A 16,407-nucleotide genomic window follows, 5' to 3' on the forward strand; every position below is an offset into this window, starting at 1 on the left:
TTGTCAGTGGTGCGTGCGAGGCTGTTCGTCACTGGGGGAGAGCACCAAAAGGGAGGGCCAAGATGGGGTGGCACCGCGAACCGCTGGTCGGATTCGACCTGGAGACGACCGGTACGGACCCGCTGGAGGCACGGATCGTGTCGGCCGCGATCGTCGGCGTCAGGGGCGGCGAGGTGGCCCGGCAGCGGAACTGGCTGGCGGACCCGGGCATTCTGATCCCGGCACAGGCCTCGGCGATCCACGGCATCAGCAACGAGCGGGCGGCGTCCGAAGGCCGCCCGGTGCGTGAGGTCGCCGACGAGATAGCGGAGACGATCACGGGCTACTGGGCGCGGGGAGTGCCGGTCGTGGCCTACAACGCGGCGTTCGACCTGACGCTGCTGGAGGCCGAACTGCGCCGCCACGCCCTGCCCTCGCTCACCGACCGGCTCGGGGGCGCGCCCCTGGGCCCGGTCGTCGACCCGTACACGATCGACCGCGCGGTCGACCGCTACCGCAAGGGCAAGCGGACGCTGGAGGCGGTGTGCGTGGAGTACGGCGTGGTGCTCGACGGCGCCCATGAGGCGGGTGCGGACGCGCTGGCGGCGGTCCGGGTGGCCGTGGCGATAGCCGACCGCCATCCCCAGGTCGCCCGGCTGCTCCCGGCGGAGCTGCACGCCCAGCAGATCGAGTGGTACGCGGCGTGGGCGGCCGACTTCCAGCAGTTCCTGCGCCGGAAGGGCACACCGGACGCGACGGTCGACCCCGCGTGGCCGATACGGGAGCCGGCGCCGGTCCAGCGCTGACGGCGGACCGTCGACGGCCGGGGGCCCGGGGTCCGGGCCGCGCCGGCTCGACGTGGGTCGCGCCCGCTTGCCGGGGCGCGGTCATGTGCCGGGGCGCGGCTCGCCGGGCGAGGCGCGCAGGCTCAGAACGGGTACCAGCGGACCTCGGGATCCCCGTTCCGCAGGGAAGCCACCCGGCGGCGGAACTCGTCGAGCGCCTTGGGGTTGGCCGGTGCGTGCTGGGCGACCCAGGCGCAGCTGGCCGTTTCCCGCGCGCCCCGCAGCACCGCGCACCCCTCCCACTCCCGCACATCCCACCCGTAGGCCTCGGTGAACGCCTCGTACTGCTCGTCCGGCAGCCCGTACCGGTCCCGGGAAAGGGCCATGACCACCAGGTCGTGTTCCCGGAAGTCGGCGGAGAAGGTCTCCAGGTCGACCAGGACCGGGCCCTCGGGGCCGACATGGACGTTGCGGGGCAGCGCGTCGCCGTGGATGGGGCCGGGCGTCAGGTGCGGGGTGAGGGCGGAAGCCGCCTCGGCGAAACCGTCCCGGCGGGCGCGGAGATAGGCCGCGTCGGCGGGGTCGACCGCGTCCCCGGCCAGCCGCAGCCAGCGCTCGACCCCGCCGAGCAGTTCTCGGCGGGGCAGGGTGAACGCCGGGGCGGGCAGGGCATGGACGAGCCGCAGCAGCTCGGCCAGGTCGCGGGGGCCCGCGGGGCGGACGGCGGCGGGCAGCCGGTGCCAGAGCGTCACCGGGTGGCCGTCCACCAGCCGGGGCGCGGGCTCGGCGGCCCGTACCGCGGGTACGCCGCACTCGGCGAGCCAGCCGGCGATGGCCAGCTCGCCTTCGGCGCGCGCCAGCAGCTCGGGGTGCTCGGTCGCGTCGCGGCCGACCTTGACCACGAGGTCGCCGGTCGCGAAGACGGCGTTCTCGCCGAGGGCGAGCAGCTCGGCGGGGGCTCCGGACCCTGCCCCGGAGCCAGCCCCTGCCTCAGACCCTGACCGTGTCCCCGTTCCCGCCCAGCCGCCGCCGAGTCCCGCCGCGGCCAGTACCTCGCGCGCCCGTGCCTCGTCCACTGTTCACTCCCGGTGATCGTTCCGTACCGGGCAAGTCTCGCATTCACGCAGGTCGTCTCGGTGAGGAGGCAGGTCGTCTTGACGAACCCACACACCGTCAGCACGATGACGAGGGTCATTCGGCAATCCCGGCAAAGGGGTCGAAAAATGACATTGGCCACCACAACGGCGCGGCCGGGGAGACGCTTACGCGGGCGCCCCGGCAAACCCCCGGACCACGGGGCCTGGTTCCTGGTGCTGCCCGCGCTGATCCCGATCCTCGTCCTGAGCGTGGGACCGCTGCTCTACGGCATCGCCCTCTCCTTCACCGACTCGCAGGCGGGCCGCACCGCGCCCACCGAGTGGACCGGGCTGCTCAACTTCCAGGACCTGCTCCACGACACCCTGTTCTGGGAGTCCTTCCGGATCGGTCTGCTGTGGGCGGTGGGGGTCACCGTGCCGCAGTTCCTGCTCGCGCTCGGACTCGCCCTGCTGCTCGACCAGAACCTCCGCTTCCGCTGGCTGGCGCGGGCTCTGGCCATCATCCCGTGGGCGATGCCGGAGGTCGTCGTCGGCATCATGTGGCGGCTGGTGTACAACCCGGACGCCGGGATCCTCAACGAGACGCTCGGCGACCTCGGACTCGGTGACGGCCGGGACTGGCTGACCGGTCTCGGCACCGCACTGCCCGCCGTGATCGTCGTCGGGGTCTGGGCGGGCCTGCCGCAGACGACGGTGGCCCTGCTCGCCGGACTCCAGAACACCCCGCAGGAACTGCACGAGGCCGCCGCGATGGACGGCGCCGGCGCCTGGCGCCGCTTCTCCACGGTGACCTGGCCGGCCCTCCGCCCCGTGGCACTGGCGATCACCGCGCTCAACTTCATCTGGAACTTCAACGCGTTCGCCCTGGTCTATGTCCTCACCAACGGCGGCCCGGGCGGCAAGACCCGGCTGCCCATGCTCTTCGCCTACGAAGAGGCCTTCCGGTACGGGCAGTTCGGGTACGCGGCGGCGATGGGCTGTGTGATGGTCGCGGTGATCTCGGTGTTCCTCGCGTTCCATCTGGCGGCGCGGCTCGGCACAGGGGGTGAGGACCGATGACGTCCCGTACGCGGCCGTGGGGGCGCGCCGGGCAGTATCTGGCGCTCCTGGGCTATCTGGTCTTCCTGGCGTTCCCGTTCCTGTGGCTGCTCTCCACGGCGTTCAAGCCCGCGCGAGAGCTCGGCTCGCTGCACCCGACCTGGATTCCGCGCCACCCCACCCTCGAGAACTTCCGGCAGGCCTTCGACGAACAGCCGCTGCTGCGCGCGGGGTTCAACAGCCTGCTCGCGGCGGTCTCGGCGGCGCTGCTCGCGGTCGTGGTGGCGACCCCGATGGCGTATGTGATGGCGCGTCGGCGCGGCAGGATGGCGACGGCGGCGACCGGCTGGGTGGTGGTCAGCCAGGCGTTCCCGTTCGTCCTGCTGATCATTCCGCTCTTCCTGGTCCTGAAGCGACTCCATCTCGTCAACTCGGTGGGCGGCCTGGTCATGGTGTACGTCGTGTGGTCGCTGCCCTTCGCGCTGTGGATGCTGGTCGGGTACGTCCGGGCGGTGCCCCGGGAGCTGGAGGAGGCGGCGGCCGTCGACGGGGCGGGGCGGCTGCGCACGCTGGTCTCGGTCACCGCGCCGCTGCTCGCCCCCGGCATCGTCGCCACCGGCCTCTTCGCCTTCATCACCGCGTGGAACGAATTCTTCTTCGCGCTCGTTCTGCTGAAGACACCGGAGAAGCAGACCCTGCCGGTCGTCCTCACGCACTTCCTCGGCGCGGAGGGAGCCGCCGATCTCGGTCCGCTCGCGGCAGCCGCCTTCCTCGCCACGCTGCCCTCGCTGGCCGTCTTCGCCGTCATCCAGCGGCGGATCACCGCCGGGATGTTCGCCGGGGCGGTGAAGAGCTGATGCGCACACGACCGCTGACGCTCACCGCCGTGGTGCTCGCCCTGCTCCTCTCCACCCTCAGCGGCTGCTCGGGCGACGGCTCGCGCGATGACGGCCGGATCAGGCTCCGCTTCCAGTCGCTGGCCTGGCAGAAGGAGTCGGTGGCCGCCACCAAGGAGCTGGTGAAGGAGTGGAACCGGGCGCACCCGCTGATCCAGGTCCAGTACGTGCAGGGCAGTTGGGACACCGTCCACGACCAGCTGCTGACCTCGTTCGAGGGCGGCGAGGCACCGGACGTCATCCATGACGCCTCCGACGACCTCGCGGACTTCGCCTACGGCGGCTATCTCACCGATCTGCGCACCCTGCTGCCCGCCGGGCTCAGACAGGACATCCCCGACCGGAGCTGGGAGTCCGCGACCTTCGGAAAGGGGGTGTACGGAGTCCCGTTCCTCCAGGAGCCGCGCGTGCTGATGGCCAACACCCGGATCCTCAGGGCGTCGGGGGTACGGATACCCACTCCCCGGCAGCCGTGGACCTGGCAGGAGTTCCGGCAGGTGACGAAGAGGCTGAGCGCCCGGGGGCGGTACGGGATCGCCTGGCCGCTCAAGGAGCCCGTGTCGCTCACCCTGAACCTGGGCCTGTCCGCCCGCGGTCGGCTGTTCCACCGGGCGGCGGACGGGAAGGTGCGGGTGGCGTTCGAGGAGGGCGACGCGACCGTGCCCTCGGTCATCCACGACCAGGTGAACATCGACGGGAGCGCCGCGCGGACCACGCTCGGCATGGGCGGCTCCGACACCCTGCCGGGTTTCTTCGGCGGCCGATACGCGATGGCCGCGCTGGGCTTCTCGTACCGCCAGCAGATCGTGCAGCAGGCGCCCGAGGGGTTCGAGTGGACCGTGCTGCCCACCCCGGCGGGAAGCGAGGGGCTCGCCCAGGGGGTCAGCCCGCAGACCCTTTCGGTCGCCCAGGACAGCCCGCACAAGAAGGAGGCGGCCGAGTTCATCGGTTTCCTGCTCCAGCCGCGCAACATGGTCCGGCTCGCGCAGGGCGACTGGATGCTGCCGACGGGAACCGCCGCGCTGAAGGACCCGGCCCTGCACACCGAGCGCTACGGCTGGGCCACCGGAGCCGAGTTGGCGGCAGCGCTGCGCTCGGCCCCGGCGCAGTCGGTGCGGGGCTACCCGGAGTGGAAGGACAAGGTCGCCACCCCCGCCCTCCAGCAGTACTACAGCGGTGCCATCGACAGAGGGGAGCTGCGAAAACGGCTGGTCGAGGACGGCAACCGGGTGCTGGCCCGCTATCAGCGCTGAACGGGCAGGAGGCGGGCGGACGACCGTAGACGCATGGCGCGGACGCCTCGTCCCGCTTGGCCGGTCTTCGCCGCGCGGCCCGCACGGCCCCGTACACGTACTCGCCTCACCCCACACGTTCTCGCCCCACCCCAACAGGCGGGGCCCGGGGAGTGATTGCTCCCCGGGCCCCGCCCGTACCCGCTCACACCAGCGGGGTCAGACCCGGACGATGCGGTCGCGGTCCTCGTCGCCGTGGTGGGCGGTGGGCGCCGGGGCGACGGCCGACTCGTCGTGGGTGAGGTCGGGCAGCCAGCGCAGCCACTTCGGCATGTACCAGTTGCGCTCGCCGAGCAGGACCATGACCGCCGGGAGCAGCACGCCCCGGATGACCGTGGCGTCGATCAGGACGGCCGTGGCGAGCCCCACGCCCATCTGTTTCATCGACTGCATCGAGAGCGTTCCGAAGATCGCGAAGACCGCCACCATGATGATCGCCGCGCTGGTGACCACACCGGCCGTGGTCACCACGCCGTGCTGGATGGCGTCGCGGGTCGAGCGTCCCTGGAGCCGGGCCTCGCGGATCCGGGACACCACGAACACGTGGTAGTCCATCGACAGACCGAAGAGGATCACGAAGAGGAACAGCGGCAGCCAGGAGACGATCGCGCCGACGCCCTCGGCGCCCACCAGCGAGGCGCCCCAGCCGTGCTGGAAGACGGCGGTCAGGATGCCGTAGGCCGCGCCCACCGACAGGAGGTTGAGGACGATCGAGGTGATCGCGATCGTCAGCGAGCGGAAGCAAAGCAACATCAGGAGGAAGGCGAAGACCACCACGAAGGCGAAGACCGGGGTGACCGCGCCGACGATCCGGGCGTTGAAGTCCTTGGACCCGGCGACCTGACCGGTGATCGGCGCGTCCAGGCCGCGCACCTTGCCCAGGGTGTCGGGGCGGACGTGGTCGCGGAGCAGGTCGAGGCTCTTCTCCGCCTTCTTCTGGTCGGAGCCGCCGATCAGCGGGACGTCGACGACCGCCACGTTCTCCGCGCTGTGCAGGGTGATCTTGATGGGGCCGTCCGATGCGCCCCGGCTGATCGACTGCGTACGGAAGTCGGCGAGGGCCTGCTTGACCTCCGGGGCGTTGATGTCGACGGCCTTGATCACGACGTTGGCCGGGCTGGCGCCGCCGGGGAAGGTCTGGTTGACGCGGTCGTAGGTGCCGACGATGGGCAGCGAGTCGCCGAACTCCTGGTCCAGCGTGAGGTTCTGGGTGTGCATGCCGACCGCCGGCAGGGCTATCGCGATCAGCGCGCCCGCAGCCAGCGCCAGCGCGGCCTTCGGACGGCGCAGCACCGCGCCGAGGACGGCGCGCCACACGCGGCTCTCGCCGCCGCTGTTGCGCTTCCCGCGCTTGAGGCGGTTCAGGAACGGCAGCCGGCCCTTCTCGACGCGCTCGCCGAGCAGCGACAGAAGCGCGGGCAGCACGGTAACCGAGCCGACCATGGCCACCGCGACCACCATCAGCGAGGCCAGGCCCATCGCCTCGAACTCGGCGAGCCCGGTGAAGAGCATGCCGGCCATGGCGACGCAGACGGTGACACCGGAGACGATGATGGCCCGGCCGCTGGTCGCGGCGGCGATGCGCAGGGCCGTCTGGGCGTCGCGCCCGGCCTCGCGCTCCTCGCGTTCGCGGCGCAGATAGAAGAGGCAGTAGTCGACGCCGACGGCCAGACCGACCAGCAGCATCACGGAGTTGGCGGTGTCGCTCATCGCCTGGAGGTGGCTGACGATGGCCATCAGGCCCATCGTGGCGATGATCGCCGTGAGTGCGAGGGCCACCGGCAGCAGCGCCGCGACCAGCGCGCCGAACGCGATGAGCAGGATGCCGAGTGCGACGGGCACCGCCGAGTACTCGGCCTTCTTGAAGTCGTCGCCGAAGGCGTCCTTGAAGGTCTTGCCCATGCTGGCGCTGCCGATCTCCTCGATCCGCAGCCCCTTGTGCTCGCCCTGCACCTTCTTCACCGCGTCCAGCACCGGCGTGATGCGGTCGGGCGCGGTGTCGGCGTCGCCGCGCACCTCGAACTGGATCAGCGCGCTCCGGCCGTCCTTGGAGAGGGTCTTCGCGGTGTACGGAGACATCACCTTGGTGACCTCGCCGGTGCCGTCGACCGCCTTCATCACCTCGTCCACGGCGGCGCGGAAGGCGGGGTCGGTGGCTTTGGTCGAGCCGTCCACCGCCTGGATGAAGACGGTCTCGCCGGCCGGCTCCTTGAGGCCCGCGTCATCGATGATCTTCTGTGCCTGGCCGACCTCGCCGGGCAGCTGGTTGTCCTTGACGTCGATGCGCCCGGCCGCCGAGCCGATGCCCATGGCCAGGAAGACGAAGAGCACCCAGATCACCACCGCCGCCCAGCGATGGCGGGCGCTCCACCCACCGGCCCGCGCGGCCACGCCGCGCACTCTTGTGACTCCGTCGACCATGGTGAGACGCCCCCCTGACAGCGATGGCAGCCCGGCGCCGCCATCCGGTTACGACGCTAGGGGCTGGATCCGGCCGTCTCCTCGTGCTCTTTGCTGAACCGGGTCCCCTGTATCTACTCCCTGCGAAGTGGGGGCATCCCCTACGCGGGGGATGCAAGCCCCTTACACGTAAAGCCGACGCAGAGGGAAGATCCACGCCCGGGTCGCCACGGGGCGTCCACCAAGCCTGCACAACAACCGAGTTGACCTGCGGTGGCCTGTTTTTTATTACGAAACCTTGTTGCGTAAGTCACAGCTTTCTGGATCTCTTGATCTGCGCTCGTCCATCGGCCAGGGTTTCGAACCAGCCCCCGGAAGGTTTACATCCGGTAGGCCAACCCCCCACAAAAACTGGCGAGGAGATCCCCTCTTCATGGCAACTCACAAGCGCAAAAGCCGCCTCAAGCTCACGGCCGGCATAACCGCCGTGGCGGCGGCGGCCGGTGTCACCCTCATGACCACCCAGATGGCGGGCGCCGCCGCGCCGGCCGAGGGCACGGTGTACGGCCTGGACGCCAAGGGCGCCATCGACGGCAGCTATATCGTCCTGCTGGACGAGAAGGCCTCGGCGGACGCCAAGCGCAAGCTCGCCGACGAGTACGGCGGCACCCTCCGGCGCGACTACGCCTCGGCCGTCAACGGCTTCTCCGCGAGCGGGCTCTCGCAGACCGAGGCCAAGCGGCTGGCCGCCGACCCGGCCGTCGGCAAGGTCGTCCAGAACAAGAAGTTCCACATCACCGCCGAGCAGCCCGCCCCGCCGTCGTGGGGGCTCGACCGGATCGACCAGGCCGAGACGGCCGGGGACGGCAAGTACACCTACCCGGACAGCGCGGGCGAGGGCGTCACCGCGTACGTCATCGACACCGGTGTGCGCACCACCCACAAGGACTTCGGTGGCCGGGCCTCCTCGGGCTTCGACGCCATCGACAACGACACCACCGCCGACGACGGCAACGGCCACGGCACGCACGTCGCCGGCACCATCGCCGGAACCGCGCACGGCGTCGCCAAGAAGGCGAAGATCGTCGCCGTCCGTGTCCTGGACGACCAGGGTTCGGGCTCGACCGAGCAGGTCGTCGCGGGCATCGACTGGGTCACCAAGAACCACAAGGGCCCCTCGGTCGCCAATATGAGCCTCGGCGGCGGCGCCGACCCCGCGCTCGACACGGCCGTGCAGAAGGCCATCGCCTCGGGTGTGACCTTCGCCGTGGCGGCGGGCAACGAGTCCGCCGACGCCGGCCAGGGCTCCCCCTCCCGGGTCAAGGAGGCGATCACCGTTGCCTCCTCCACCAAGGACGACAAGCAGTCGGACTTCTCCAACTTCGGCTCCGTGGTGGACCTCTACGCCCCCGGATCGGACATCACCTCCGACTGGAACACCGACGACAGTGCCACCAAGACGATCTCGGGCACGTCGATGGCGACCCCGCACGTGGTGGGCGCCGCCGCCGTCTACCTCGCCGCCCACAAGGACGCCACCCCCGCCCAGGTCTCGGACGCGCTGACCGGCGGAGCCACCGCCGGCAAGATCTCCAACCCGAGCGCCGGCACCCCGAACAAGCTGCTCAAGGTCGTCGAGTAACCACCCCCACGCGGTCGTGAACGACGGCTCCCGTGCCATCCCCCACGAGGCACGGGGGCCGTCCTATTGTGTGGACATGACGACGATGTACGCCGCCCTGCTGCGCGGGATCAACGTGGGCGGCAACAAGAAGGTCCCGATGGCCGAGCTCAGAGCACTGCTCACCGAGCTCGGCCACGGTTCCGTACGCACCTATCTGAACAGCGGCAACGCCGTCTTCAGCAGCGACTCCCACGATCCGGACGCGCTCGCCGCCGCTCTGGAGGGGGCCATCGAGAAGCGCTTCGGCTTCCCCGTCGCCTGTCTGGTGCGCACCGGCGCCTATCTGAAGGCCGTCGTGGACGCCTGCCCCTTCCCGGCGGACGAACTGGAGGGCAGGCAACTGCACGCCACGTTCTTCTCCGGCCCCGTCGACCCCGAGCGCTTCGCGGGCCTCGACACCAAGGCCTTCCTGCCCGACACCTTCCGTCTCGGTGACCGGGTCCTCTATCTGTACGCGCCCGACGGCATCGGCCGCTCCAGGCTCGCCGAGGCGCTGGCGAAGCCCGCCCTGCTCAAGGGCGTCGAGGCGACGGCCCGCAACTGGAACACGGTCAAGGCGCTCGTGGAGATGACCGGCGACTGAGCGGCGCTCCGGCCGGCCGCGCCGAACGTGCCAAGTGGCCCACTCCGCCGATGCATGAATGGCCCGCACCCCGGTGCCAATCCCTCGCTACCTTCGTCCTATGGACACCACCGAGAACACCGGCCCCACGACCGTCGACTTCTACTTCGACCCCGCCTGTCCGTTCGCCTGGATCACCTCACGCTGGATGCTGGAGGTCGAGCGCCACCGGGACATCGACCTCCGGTTCCGTGTGATGAGCCTGTACCTGCACAACGTCGGCAACGAACTCCCCGGCTGGTACCGCGAGTTGGTCGACAAGTCGATCCGTCCGGTACGGGTGGCGGTGGCGGCGGCGCAGGACCACGGCGAGGAGGTGCTGCGCGACCTGTACACCGCGTACGGCACCCGGATACACGAGCAGAAGAACGAGGACTTCGACGAGGTCATCGAGCAGGCGCTGGCCGAGCTCGGCCTTCCGGCGGCGCTCGCGCGGGCCGCGCACGACCCCGCGTACGACGAGGCGGTGCGGCGCCGCCACGACGAGGGCAAGGACCCGGCGGCGGACGCCTACGTCGGTACGCCGACCATGCACCTCGACGGGACCGTCTACTTCGGGCCGGTGCTCAGCTCCATCCCGCGCGGCGAGGAGGCGGCGCGGCTCTTCGACAGCGTCCGGGTGATCGCCGCCCACCCGGACTTCTTCGAGCTGAAGCGGACACGGACGGGGGGTCTCCGCTTCGACTGACGGCGGGCCAGTGATCCGATGAATACAGGCGGGCGATGGGCAGTTGGCAGAATATTTGCCGCACGCGTTGACCGTGCCGCACAAGTGCTCCTATGTTTCCCTGGACCCCCGAGGAGGCAGGATGCCCGCGCTCCGGAGCACGCCCGCACGAGCCGTACTGACCGCCGTGCTCGCCGCCCTGGTCCTGGCGGGCCCGGGCCTGGTGCCCTCGGCCGGAGCCGGATCCCGCGCGGCGCCGCGCACCGCCGAGGTCCATGTCTCACCCTCGGGCCGGGACGCCGCCGACGGCACGGCGGCCCACCCCGTGCGCACCCTGACCCGCGCCCGCGACCTGGCGCGCGAGAAGGCCGCGCACTACGGCTCGGCCCACTATTCCGGCGACATCACCGTGCGCCTGGCCGCCGGTACGTACCGGACGACCGGGCCGCTCGTCCTCGACGGGCGCGACTCCGGCCCGGCCGGGCACCGGATCGTCTGGCAGGGCGCGGGCGCCGGCTCGACCCTGATCAGCGGCGGACGCAGGGTCGTCGAGGGCTGGCGCCCGGTGTCCGGGCGCCCCGGCCTCTGGTCCGCCCCGGCGCCCCAAGGGCTCACCGACACCCGGCAGTTGTACGTGGACGGGGTGCGTGCCCAGCGCGCCCGGGGCGAGGTCCCGGTCGGTCTGACCGCGACGGCGACCGGCTACACCGCCACCGCCGACACCATGGCGCGCTGGCGCCACCCCTCGGACGCCGAGTTCGTCTACACCGGCGGTGAGGCCCTCTGGAACGTCGAGCGCAACGGCCTGGGGCAGTGGACCGAGCCGCGCTGCCGGATCGCCTCGGCGCGGGATACGGCGATCACCATGGCCCAGCCGTGCTGGGACAACTCCACCAAGCGTGTGGAGTTCCCCGACCGGCCCGGCCGGACCGTGAGCATGGTCGGCCCGGGACGTCTCACCAACGGCGGCCGGGCCTCGTACGTGGAGAACGCCTACGAACTCCTCGACCAGCCGGGCGAGTGGTACCTCGACCGGTCCGCGCACACCGTGTACTACCTGCCGCGCGAGGGCGAGGACGTGCGCCGCGCCGATGTCGAGGCCGCCGCCGCCGAGAAACTCGTCGACGGACGCGGCACCCCGGCCGCGCCGCTGCACGATGTCGCCTTCCAGGGCGTCCAGTTCGGCTACGCCACCTGGCTGACACCGTCCGGACCCGAGGGGTTCTCGGAGATCCAGGCCGGTTACACCGTCACCGGGGCGAAGGGCTGGGCGACGCAGGGCCTGTGCGGCTTCGTGGAGGGCGGCACCTGCCCGTTCGCCTCCTGGACGAAGATGCCGGGCAATGTGTCGTTCGCGTACGGACAGCGCATCGGCATCAGCGACTGCGTGTTCGCGCACCTGGGGGCGGCCGGGCTGGACCTCGGCGCCGGGACGACGGACTCCGCCGTGCGGGGCAGCGTCTTCACCGACATCTCCGGCAACGGGCTGGAGATCGGCGGCGTGGACGGCCAACCGGCCGCGTCGGGCGTGGAGGTGACGAACAACCACGTGTACGCGCTGCCGCGTGAGTACCACGGCGGTGTCGGCGTCCTCAACGGGTACACCCGGCACACCACCATCGCCCACAACCAGCTCGACCACCTCGGCTACAGCGCGATCTCCCTCGGCTGGGGCGGCTGGCCCGACAAGATCGGCTCGCCCGCCACCCCCAACCCCAGTCACGACAACGCCGTGCGGGACAACCTCATCCATGACTACATGCAGTTGCTCGACGACGGGGGAGGCGTCTACACCCAGGGTCTGACCGGCACCTCGATGGCCGACGGCGAGCAGGTCACCGGCAATGTCATCCACGACCAGTGGGGCCTGGGCAAGAGCGTGTACACCGACAACGGGTGCACCTACGAGACCGTGAGCGGGAACGTCCTCTACGGCGCGTCGTACGCGAACGTCGGCAGCCGCCACACCGACTACCGCGACACGCTCGGCAACAACGATCCGACCCTGATCGCGGGGAACTGGTGGGAGGAGGGCGCCCCCGACAGCTCCAACAAGGGGCTGGTGACCAGCGGGAACCACATCATGGCCGGGCTGTCCGACGTACCCGGGGAGGTGATCGTCCGTGCCGGGATCGAGCCCGCCCACCGGGATGTGCTCACCCGTACGACCGGCGCGGTGTCCGTGCCGGAGGCGCCGGCGCGGGTGGGGACGAGCCCGGGGGGCGGGGACGGGCTGTACGTGACGTTCAACCCCAGCTTCGTGGACGGGGGTTCACCGGTCACCGGCTATACCGTGTACGCCCTGCGGCCCGACGGCACGGAGGCCGGGCGGGGAAACGTCGGCGTGGCGGAGTTCGAGCGCCTCGCGGTCGTGCGGATCGCGGGGCTCCGGGCACAGGAGGGGCCGTTCCGGGTGGTGGCGACCGCGCGGAACGCGCACGGGGAGAGTGCGGCCTCCCTCGCGTCGGCGCCGGTCGCGGTGACGGCCGCGTCCGTGCTGCCCGGGGCGCCCACGGGGGCGAAGGCGCGCGTGGCCGCGCGGGCGGTCACCGTGGCCTGGACGCCGCCCGCCGCCACGGGTGACGCCGAGGTGACCGGCTACCGGATCACCGTGTCGGACGGGCGGACCGTCCCGGTCGGCGGCCGGGACGTGCTGGTCACGCGGCCGTCCGGCAAGGGGATGTTCCGGGTGGTGGGCTCGTTGCTGCCCGCGACCTCGTACACCTTCACGGTCGCCGCCGTCACGGCGGCGGGTACCGGGCCGACGGCCACGGTGACCGCCACCACCACGGCGGAGTAGGGCGGGGGCGGCTCACGCCGCCTTCTCGCCCCGCCACGCCCCGTCCCGCTGGGCCCATCGCACCGCCGGGCCCACCGCCAGGCCCGCCGTGGTGAAGAGCGCCGCCAGGAACGCCCAGCCCGCGAAGCCGTGGTTCACCGCCGTGATCGTCACCAGCGCCGGTCCCGCCATCATCGCCGCGGCCGAACCCGAGCTGAACACGCCCTGGTAGACGCCGTGGGCGCGGGAGTCGGCCAGTTCGTAGCCGAGGGTCCAGCCGCCGGCCGAGGACAGGACCTCACCGAAGACCTGCACCACCGCGCCCGCCACGAGCACCGCCACCGCCCACATCGGGGAGAGCCCGGCGGACAGGGCGAAGACCACGCACGCCGCGCCGAGCAGCAGCCCCGCCCGGCCCATCGCCCGTACCGCTCCCGCCACGTCCGCGACGCCACGGGTCGCGCGCACCTGGAACAGGGCCACCAGCACACAGTTGACGATCATCACCAGCGCCACCGACCAGCGCGGCGCCTCGGTGTTCTTGGCGATCCACAGCGGCATACCGACCTCCAGCAGGCTGAACTGCAGCATCGTCACGGCGTTGAGCACGGTCACCGCCAGGTACGGCAGGTCGCGGACCGCCCGCCAGCGGCTCTCGGCGGGAGTGTCCGCCGTGCCGTCCGCCCGGCGCGCGGCCAGCGCGGCCTCGTTGAGCGGCAGGGTCAGTACGAGGAGGGCGGGGACCACGTACGTGGCCGCGTCGAAAAGAATCAGGGCGACATAGGCGCCCCGGGTGTCGATCTGGAGGGCCACCGCGCCGATCGCACCGCCGAGCCCCATCGCCACGTTGGTGACCATCCGCAAATGACCGCGGGCCGCGACCCGGGTCGCGGCGGGCAGCACGTCCGCGAAGAGCGCGCCCTTGACGCCCCAGCTCGCCTGGTTGAGCGAGCCGAAGCAGACCGCCGCCACCAGGAAGCCCGCATACCCGTGGACCAGGGAGTACCCGGCCATCGCCACCCCGCAGCCCAGCCACAGCACCGCGGTCATCCGGCGGCTGCCCCAGCGGTCCGAGGCGCGCCCGGCCGGAATGCCCGCCGCGACGCCGAACAGCCCGGCGAGGGTGAGCCCGAAGCCCACCTGGGTCGTCCCGAGGCCGCAGACGCGGGTGAAGTAGAGCACGCTGACCGGGAAGAAGAGGCCGTTGCCGAAGGAGTTGAGGCCGGTCATCAGGGCGAGTCGGCGGAGCACCGGCTCGTCCGGGATGACGGCGGAGGCGGCCGAGGAGCGGGGGCGGCGCTGGGTGCGGGTGGTCATACGGTCAGCCAACCGCTGTGTACACGCCAAGGACATTGATTTAGTCTCCGGCTAAAGGGACCGGATCGACAGGCGTGGGGACCGGGAGTGATCGAGTTCAGGTTCGGTGTGGGGGACCTGGCCAGTACGTCCTTCGCGTACTCGCCCTTCCAGGAGGCAGTCTTCTCGCTGTGGGGCTGGTCGGACGTCTCCCGCTTCCCGCACCAGCGGCCCTGGCTGCGCCGGCTGCGGCCGGTGTTCGAGCGTCAGGACACCGAGCTGTTCGCCGCGCTCGTCGCCCCGCACGGCTTCATCCCGGACTTCCTCACGCCCCGTCCGGAGCGCGTCCGGCCCTCGTTCGCCGAGCAGTCGGCGCAGTTGCGGCGTACGCCCCCGGAGCGGATCGAGCCGGACTTCCGGCGCACGTTCGGGCCCGGCGCGGAGCTCCCGCCGGTGATCGGCAGGGGACTCGCCGACCCCGCCGCCCTGCTGGAGCGGATCGCGTCGGCCTTCGACCGCTACTGGGCGCAGTGCCTCGCCCCCGACTGGTGGCCCAGGGCCCGGGCGGTCCTGGAGGCCGATCTCGCGCACCGGTCACGGGTGCTGGCCGAGCAGGGGGCGGCCGGGCTCTTCCGGGACCTCGACAAGCGGCTGTCCTGGCGGGCGGGGGTGCTGCGGCTCAGACACCCGGTCCCGGACACCTGGCCCGCGGCCGACATCCAGGTGGCGGGCCGGGGCATGGTGCTGATACCGACGACGTTCGCGCGCGGCGCCATCACCACCGTGGACGCCACCCTGCCGCCGGTGCTCAACTACCCCGCGCACGGCCGGGGAACGCTCGGTGAGACACCGCCGCCGGTCAGCGACCGCGCCCTGGTCCGCCTGCTCGGCCCCGCGCGGGCGCGGCTGCTGGCCCTGCTCGCCGAACCGGCCACCACCACCGAGCTCGCCCGGCGCCTGGAGGTCACCCCGGGCGCGGTGAGCCAGCATCTGTCGGTGCTCTACGACGCGGGGCTGCTGCACCGGACCCGGCGCGGCCGGGGCGTGGAGTACGCCCGCACGGCCCTCGGCGAGGGACTTCTCCGGGGCTGAGCTTCCGTCAGGCGCTGAGCGCCTGCGGGAGCCGTGCCCGCAGGCACGCCGCGTCGTACCGCACGAGCAGCAGCCGGGCCAGTTCCGGGGCCGCGCCCAGCACCCCGGCCAGGACGTCCGCGTCCTCGGCGCCCCGGGCGATCCGGTCCGGCAGGAAACCGGGGGCGATGACGTACGGGGCGACGGCGACCCGCCGCACACCGGACGCCCGCAACTCCCGTACCGCGTCTTCCGTACGAGGATTGCCCCCGGGAGAAACAGCGGAGGCGAACGCAGGCCGCACGGCGCACCAACCGGTGTGCCGCAGCTCCCGCGCTACATCTGCGATCACTGCGATCGCCTCCGGGTCCGTGGAGCCCGCCGAGGCCAGGACGACCCCGGTCGAGCGCTTGTCGGCGGGCGCGAGTCCCGCCTCGTACAGGGCCTCCTGGAGCCGCCGCTCCACCGTGGCCAGCAGCAGCGGGGAGGGCCCGAGGACGTCCGCGAGACGGATGTCGAGACACGCCGGCGCCCGGCCGAGCACCGCGGGGATGTCGGACTTGGCGTGGAAGGCCCGGGTCAGCAGCAGCGGCAGCGCCACCACCTGTCGTACGCCCTCGAAGGCCAGCCGCTCCAGGACGCGTGGCACCGACGGCGCGTTGAAGTCCAGGAAACCGGTCTCCACACGCAGCCCGGGCCGCAGCGCCCGGACGCGCCGCACCAGGGCGTGCACGGTCGCCGCGTGCCGGGGGTCGCGGCTGCCGTGGGCGATGACGAGGAGGACGGGTGCGCGCATCGTGG

The 16,407-nt window shown here is 71.8% G+C and carries 13 protein-coding genes; 9 read left to right on the plus strand and 4 right to left on the minus strand.

The annotated features are described in order from the left end of the window. The first annotated feature begins 62 nt into the window (after positions 1–62). Positions 63–785, plus strand: a complete 723-nt coding sequence (locus tag ACZ5ID_RS07190; protein ID WP_468894272.1) for an exonuclease domain-containing protein — start codon at positions 63–65, stop codon at positions 783–785. Between the two features lie 122 nt (positions 786–907). On the opposite strand, the gene ACZ5ID_RS07195 is transcribed toward ACZ5ID_RS07190, so the two are convergent. After that, a complete protein-coding gene (locus ACZ5ID_RS07195; protein WP_468894273.1) occupies positions 908–1,840 on the minus strand; it encodes a phosphotransferase enzyme family protein in 933 nt (310 codons plus the stop codon). A 147-nt stretch (positions 1,841–1,987) separates the two neighbouring features. On the opposite strand from ACZ5ID_RS07195, the gene ACZ5ID_RS07200 reads away from it, so the two are divergent. Genes ACZ5ID_RS07200 through ACZ5ID_RS07210 form a run of 3 tightly spaced genes read left to right on the plus strand, consistent with a single transcriptional unit; the run spans position 1,988 to position 5,048 of the window. Next, positions 1,988–2,920, plus strand: a complete 933-nt coding sequence (locus ACZ5ID_RS07200; protein WP_468894274.1) for a carbohydrate ABC transporter permease — start codon at positions 1,988–1,990, stop codon at positions 2,918–2,920. Continuing rightward, positions 2,917–3,756 carry a carbohydrate ABC transporter permease gene (locus ACZ5ID_RS07205; RefSeq protein ID WP_468894275.1) on the plus strand — a complete coding sequence of 280 codons (840 nt, stop codon included), beginning with the start codon at positions 2,917–2,919 and terminating at the stop codon, positions 3,754–3,756. The genes ACZ5ID_RS07200 and ACZ5ID_RS07205 overlap by 4 nt, the downstream gene beginning before the upstream one ends. Further along, positions 3,756–5,048 (plus strand): ABC transporter substrate-binding protein, encoded by a 1,293-nt coding sequence (locus tag ACZ5ID_RS07210; RefSeq protein WP_468894276.1) that lies wholly within the window; start codon positions 3,756–3,758, stop codon positions 5,046–5,048. The genes ACZ5ID_RS07205 and ACZ5ID_RS07210 overlap by 1 nt, the downstream gene beginning before the upstream one ends. A 198-nt stretch (positions 5,049–5,246) precedes the next feature. Here the strand turns inward: ACZ5ID_RS07210 and ACZ5ID_RS07215 are convergent, their stop codons facing one another. Beyond that, positions 5,247–7,508: an MMPL family transporter gene (locus ACZ5ID_RS07215; protein WP_468894278.1), complete on the minus strand. Its 2,262-nt coding sequence runs from the start codon at positions 7,506–7,508 to the stop codon at positions 5,247–5,249. A 412-nt stretch (positions 7,509–7,920) separates the two neighbouring features. Between ACZ5ID_RS07215 and ACZ5ID_RS07220 the strand changes: the two genes are divergently transcribed. The 4 genes from ACZ5ID_RS07220 to ACZ5ID_RS07235 all read left to right on the plus strand — a co-directional run bounded on the left by ACZ5ID_RS07220 (position 7,921) and on the right by ACZ5ID_RS07235 (position 13,260). Next, complete coding sequence (locus ACZ5ID_RS07220; RefSeq protein ID WP_468894280.1) at positions 7,921–9,129, plus strand: S8 family peptidase; 1,209 nt, start codon at positions 7,921–7,923, stop codon at positions 9,127–9,129. Positions 9,130–9,205: 76 nt separating this feature from the next. Beyond that, on the plus strand, positions 9,206–9,754 hold the full coding sequence (locus ACZ5ID_RS07225) for a DUF1697 domain-containing protein (RefSeq protein WP_468894282.1): 549 nt from the start codon (positions 9,206–9,208) through the stop codon (positions 9,752–9,754). Positions 9,755–9,854: 100 nt separating this feature from the next. Further along, positions 9,855–10,481, plus strand: a complete 627-nt coding sequence (locus ACZ5ID_RS07230) for a mycothiol-dependent nitroreductase Rv2466c family protein (RefSeq protein ID WP_468894283.1) — start codon at positions 9,855–9,857, stop codon at positions 10,479–10,481. A 121-nt stretch (positions 10,482–10,602) separates the two neighbouring features. Then, positions 10,603–13,260 (plus strand): fibronectin type III domain-containing protein, encoded by a 2,658-nt coding sequence (locus ACZ5ID_RS07235; RefSeq protein ID WP_468894285.1) that lies wholly within the window; start codon positions 10,603–10,605, stop codon positions 13,258–13,260. A gap of 12 nt (positions 13,261–13,272) precedes the next feature. Here the strand turns inward: ACZ5ID_RS07235 and ACZ5ID_RS07240 are convergent, their stop codons facing one another. Then, a complete protein-coding gene (locus ACZ5ID_RS07240; RefSeq protein ID WP_468894286.1) occupies positions 13,273–14,556 on the minus strand; it encodes an MFS transporter in 1,284 nt (427 codons plus the stop codon). An 87-nt stretch (positions 14,557–14,643) separates the two neighbouring features. Between ACZ5ID_RS07240 and ACZ5ID_RS07245 the strand changes: the two genes are divergently transcribed. Further along, complete coding sequence (locus ACZ5ID_RS07245) at positions 14,644–15,627, plus strand: helix-turn-helix domain-containing protein (RefSeq protein WP_468894287.1); 984 nt, start codon at positions 14,644–14,646, stop codon at positions 15,625–15,627. Between the two features lie 7 nt (positions 15,628–15,634). Here the strand turns inward: ACZ5ID_RS07245 and ACZ5ID_RS07250 are convergent, their stop codons facing one another. After that, complete coding sequence (locus ACZ5ID_RS07250) at positions 15,635–16,402, minus strand: sirohydrochlorin chelatase (RefSeq protein ID WP_468894288.1); 768 nt, start codon at positions 16,400–16,402, stop codon at positions 15,635–15,637. Positions 16,403–16,407 lie beyond the last annotated feature (5 nt).

This window comes from Streptomyces sp. NPDC031670, from assembly GCF_055580545.1.

Excerpts from the sequence above, each read along its gene's own strand:
- ACZ5ID_RS07215 (WP_468894278.1), bottom strand. The coding sequence starts at position 7,508 with ATGGTCGACGGAGTCACAAGAGTGCGCGGCGTGGCCGCGCGGGCCGGT.
- ACZ5ID_RS07210 (WP_468894276.1), top strand. The coding sequence starts at position 3,756 with ATGCGCACACGACCGCTGACGCTCACCGCCGTGGTGCTCGCCCTGCTC.
- ACZ5ID_RS07235 (WP_468894285.1), top strand. The coding sequence starts at position 10,603 with ATGCCCGCGCTCCGGAGCACGCCCGCACGAGCCGTACTGACCGCCGTG.
- ACZ5ID_RS07220 (WP_468894280.1), top strand. The coding sequence starts at position 7,921 with ATGGCAACTCACAAGCGCAAAAGCCGCCTCAAGCTCACGGCCGGCATA.
- ACZ5ID_RS07190 (WP_468894272.1), top strand. The coding sequence starts at position 63 with ATGGGGTGGCACCGCGAACCGCTGGTCGGATTCGACCTGGAGACGACC.
- ACZ5ID_RS07230 (WP_468894283.1), top strand. The coding sequence starts at position 9,855 with ATGGACACCACCGAGAACACCGGCCCCACGACCGTCGACTTCTACTTC.
- ACZ5ID_RS07205 (WP_468894275.1), top strand. The coding sequence starts at position 2,917 with ATGACGTCCCGTACGCGGCCGTGGGGGCGCGCCGGGCAGTATCTGGCG.
- ACZ5ID_RS07240 (WP_468894286.1), bottom strand. The coding sequence starts at position 14,556 with ATGACCACCCGCACCCAGCGCCGCCCCCGCTCCTCGGCCGCCTCCGCC.
- ACZ5ID_RS07250 (WP_468894288.1), bottom strand. The coding sequence starts at position 16,402 with ATGCGCGCACCCGTCCTCCTCGTCATCGCCCACGGCAGCCGCGACCCC.
- ACZ5ID_RS07200 (WP_468894274.1), top strand. The coding sequence starts at position 1,988 with ATGACATTGGCCACCACAACGGCGCGGCCGGGGAGACGCTTACGCGGG.
- ACZ5ID_RS07225 (WP_468894282.1), top strand. The coding sequence starts at position 9,206 with ATGACGACGATGTACGCCGCCCTGCTGCGCGGGATCAACGTGGGCGGC.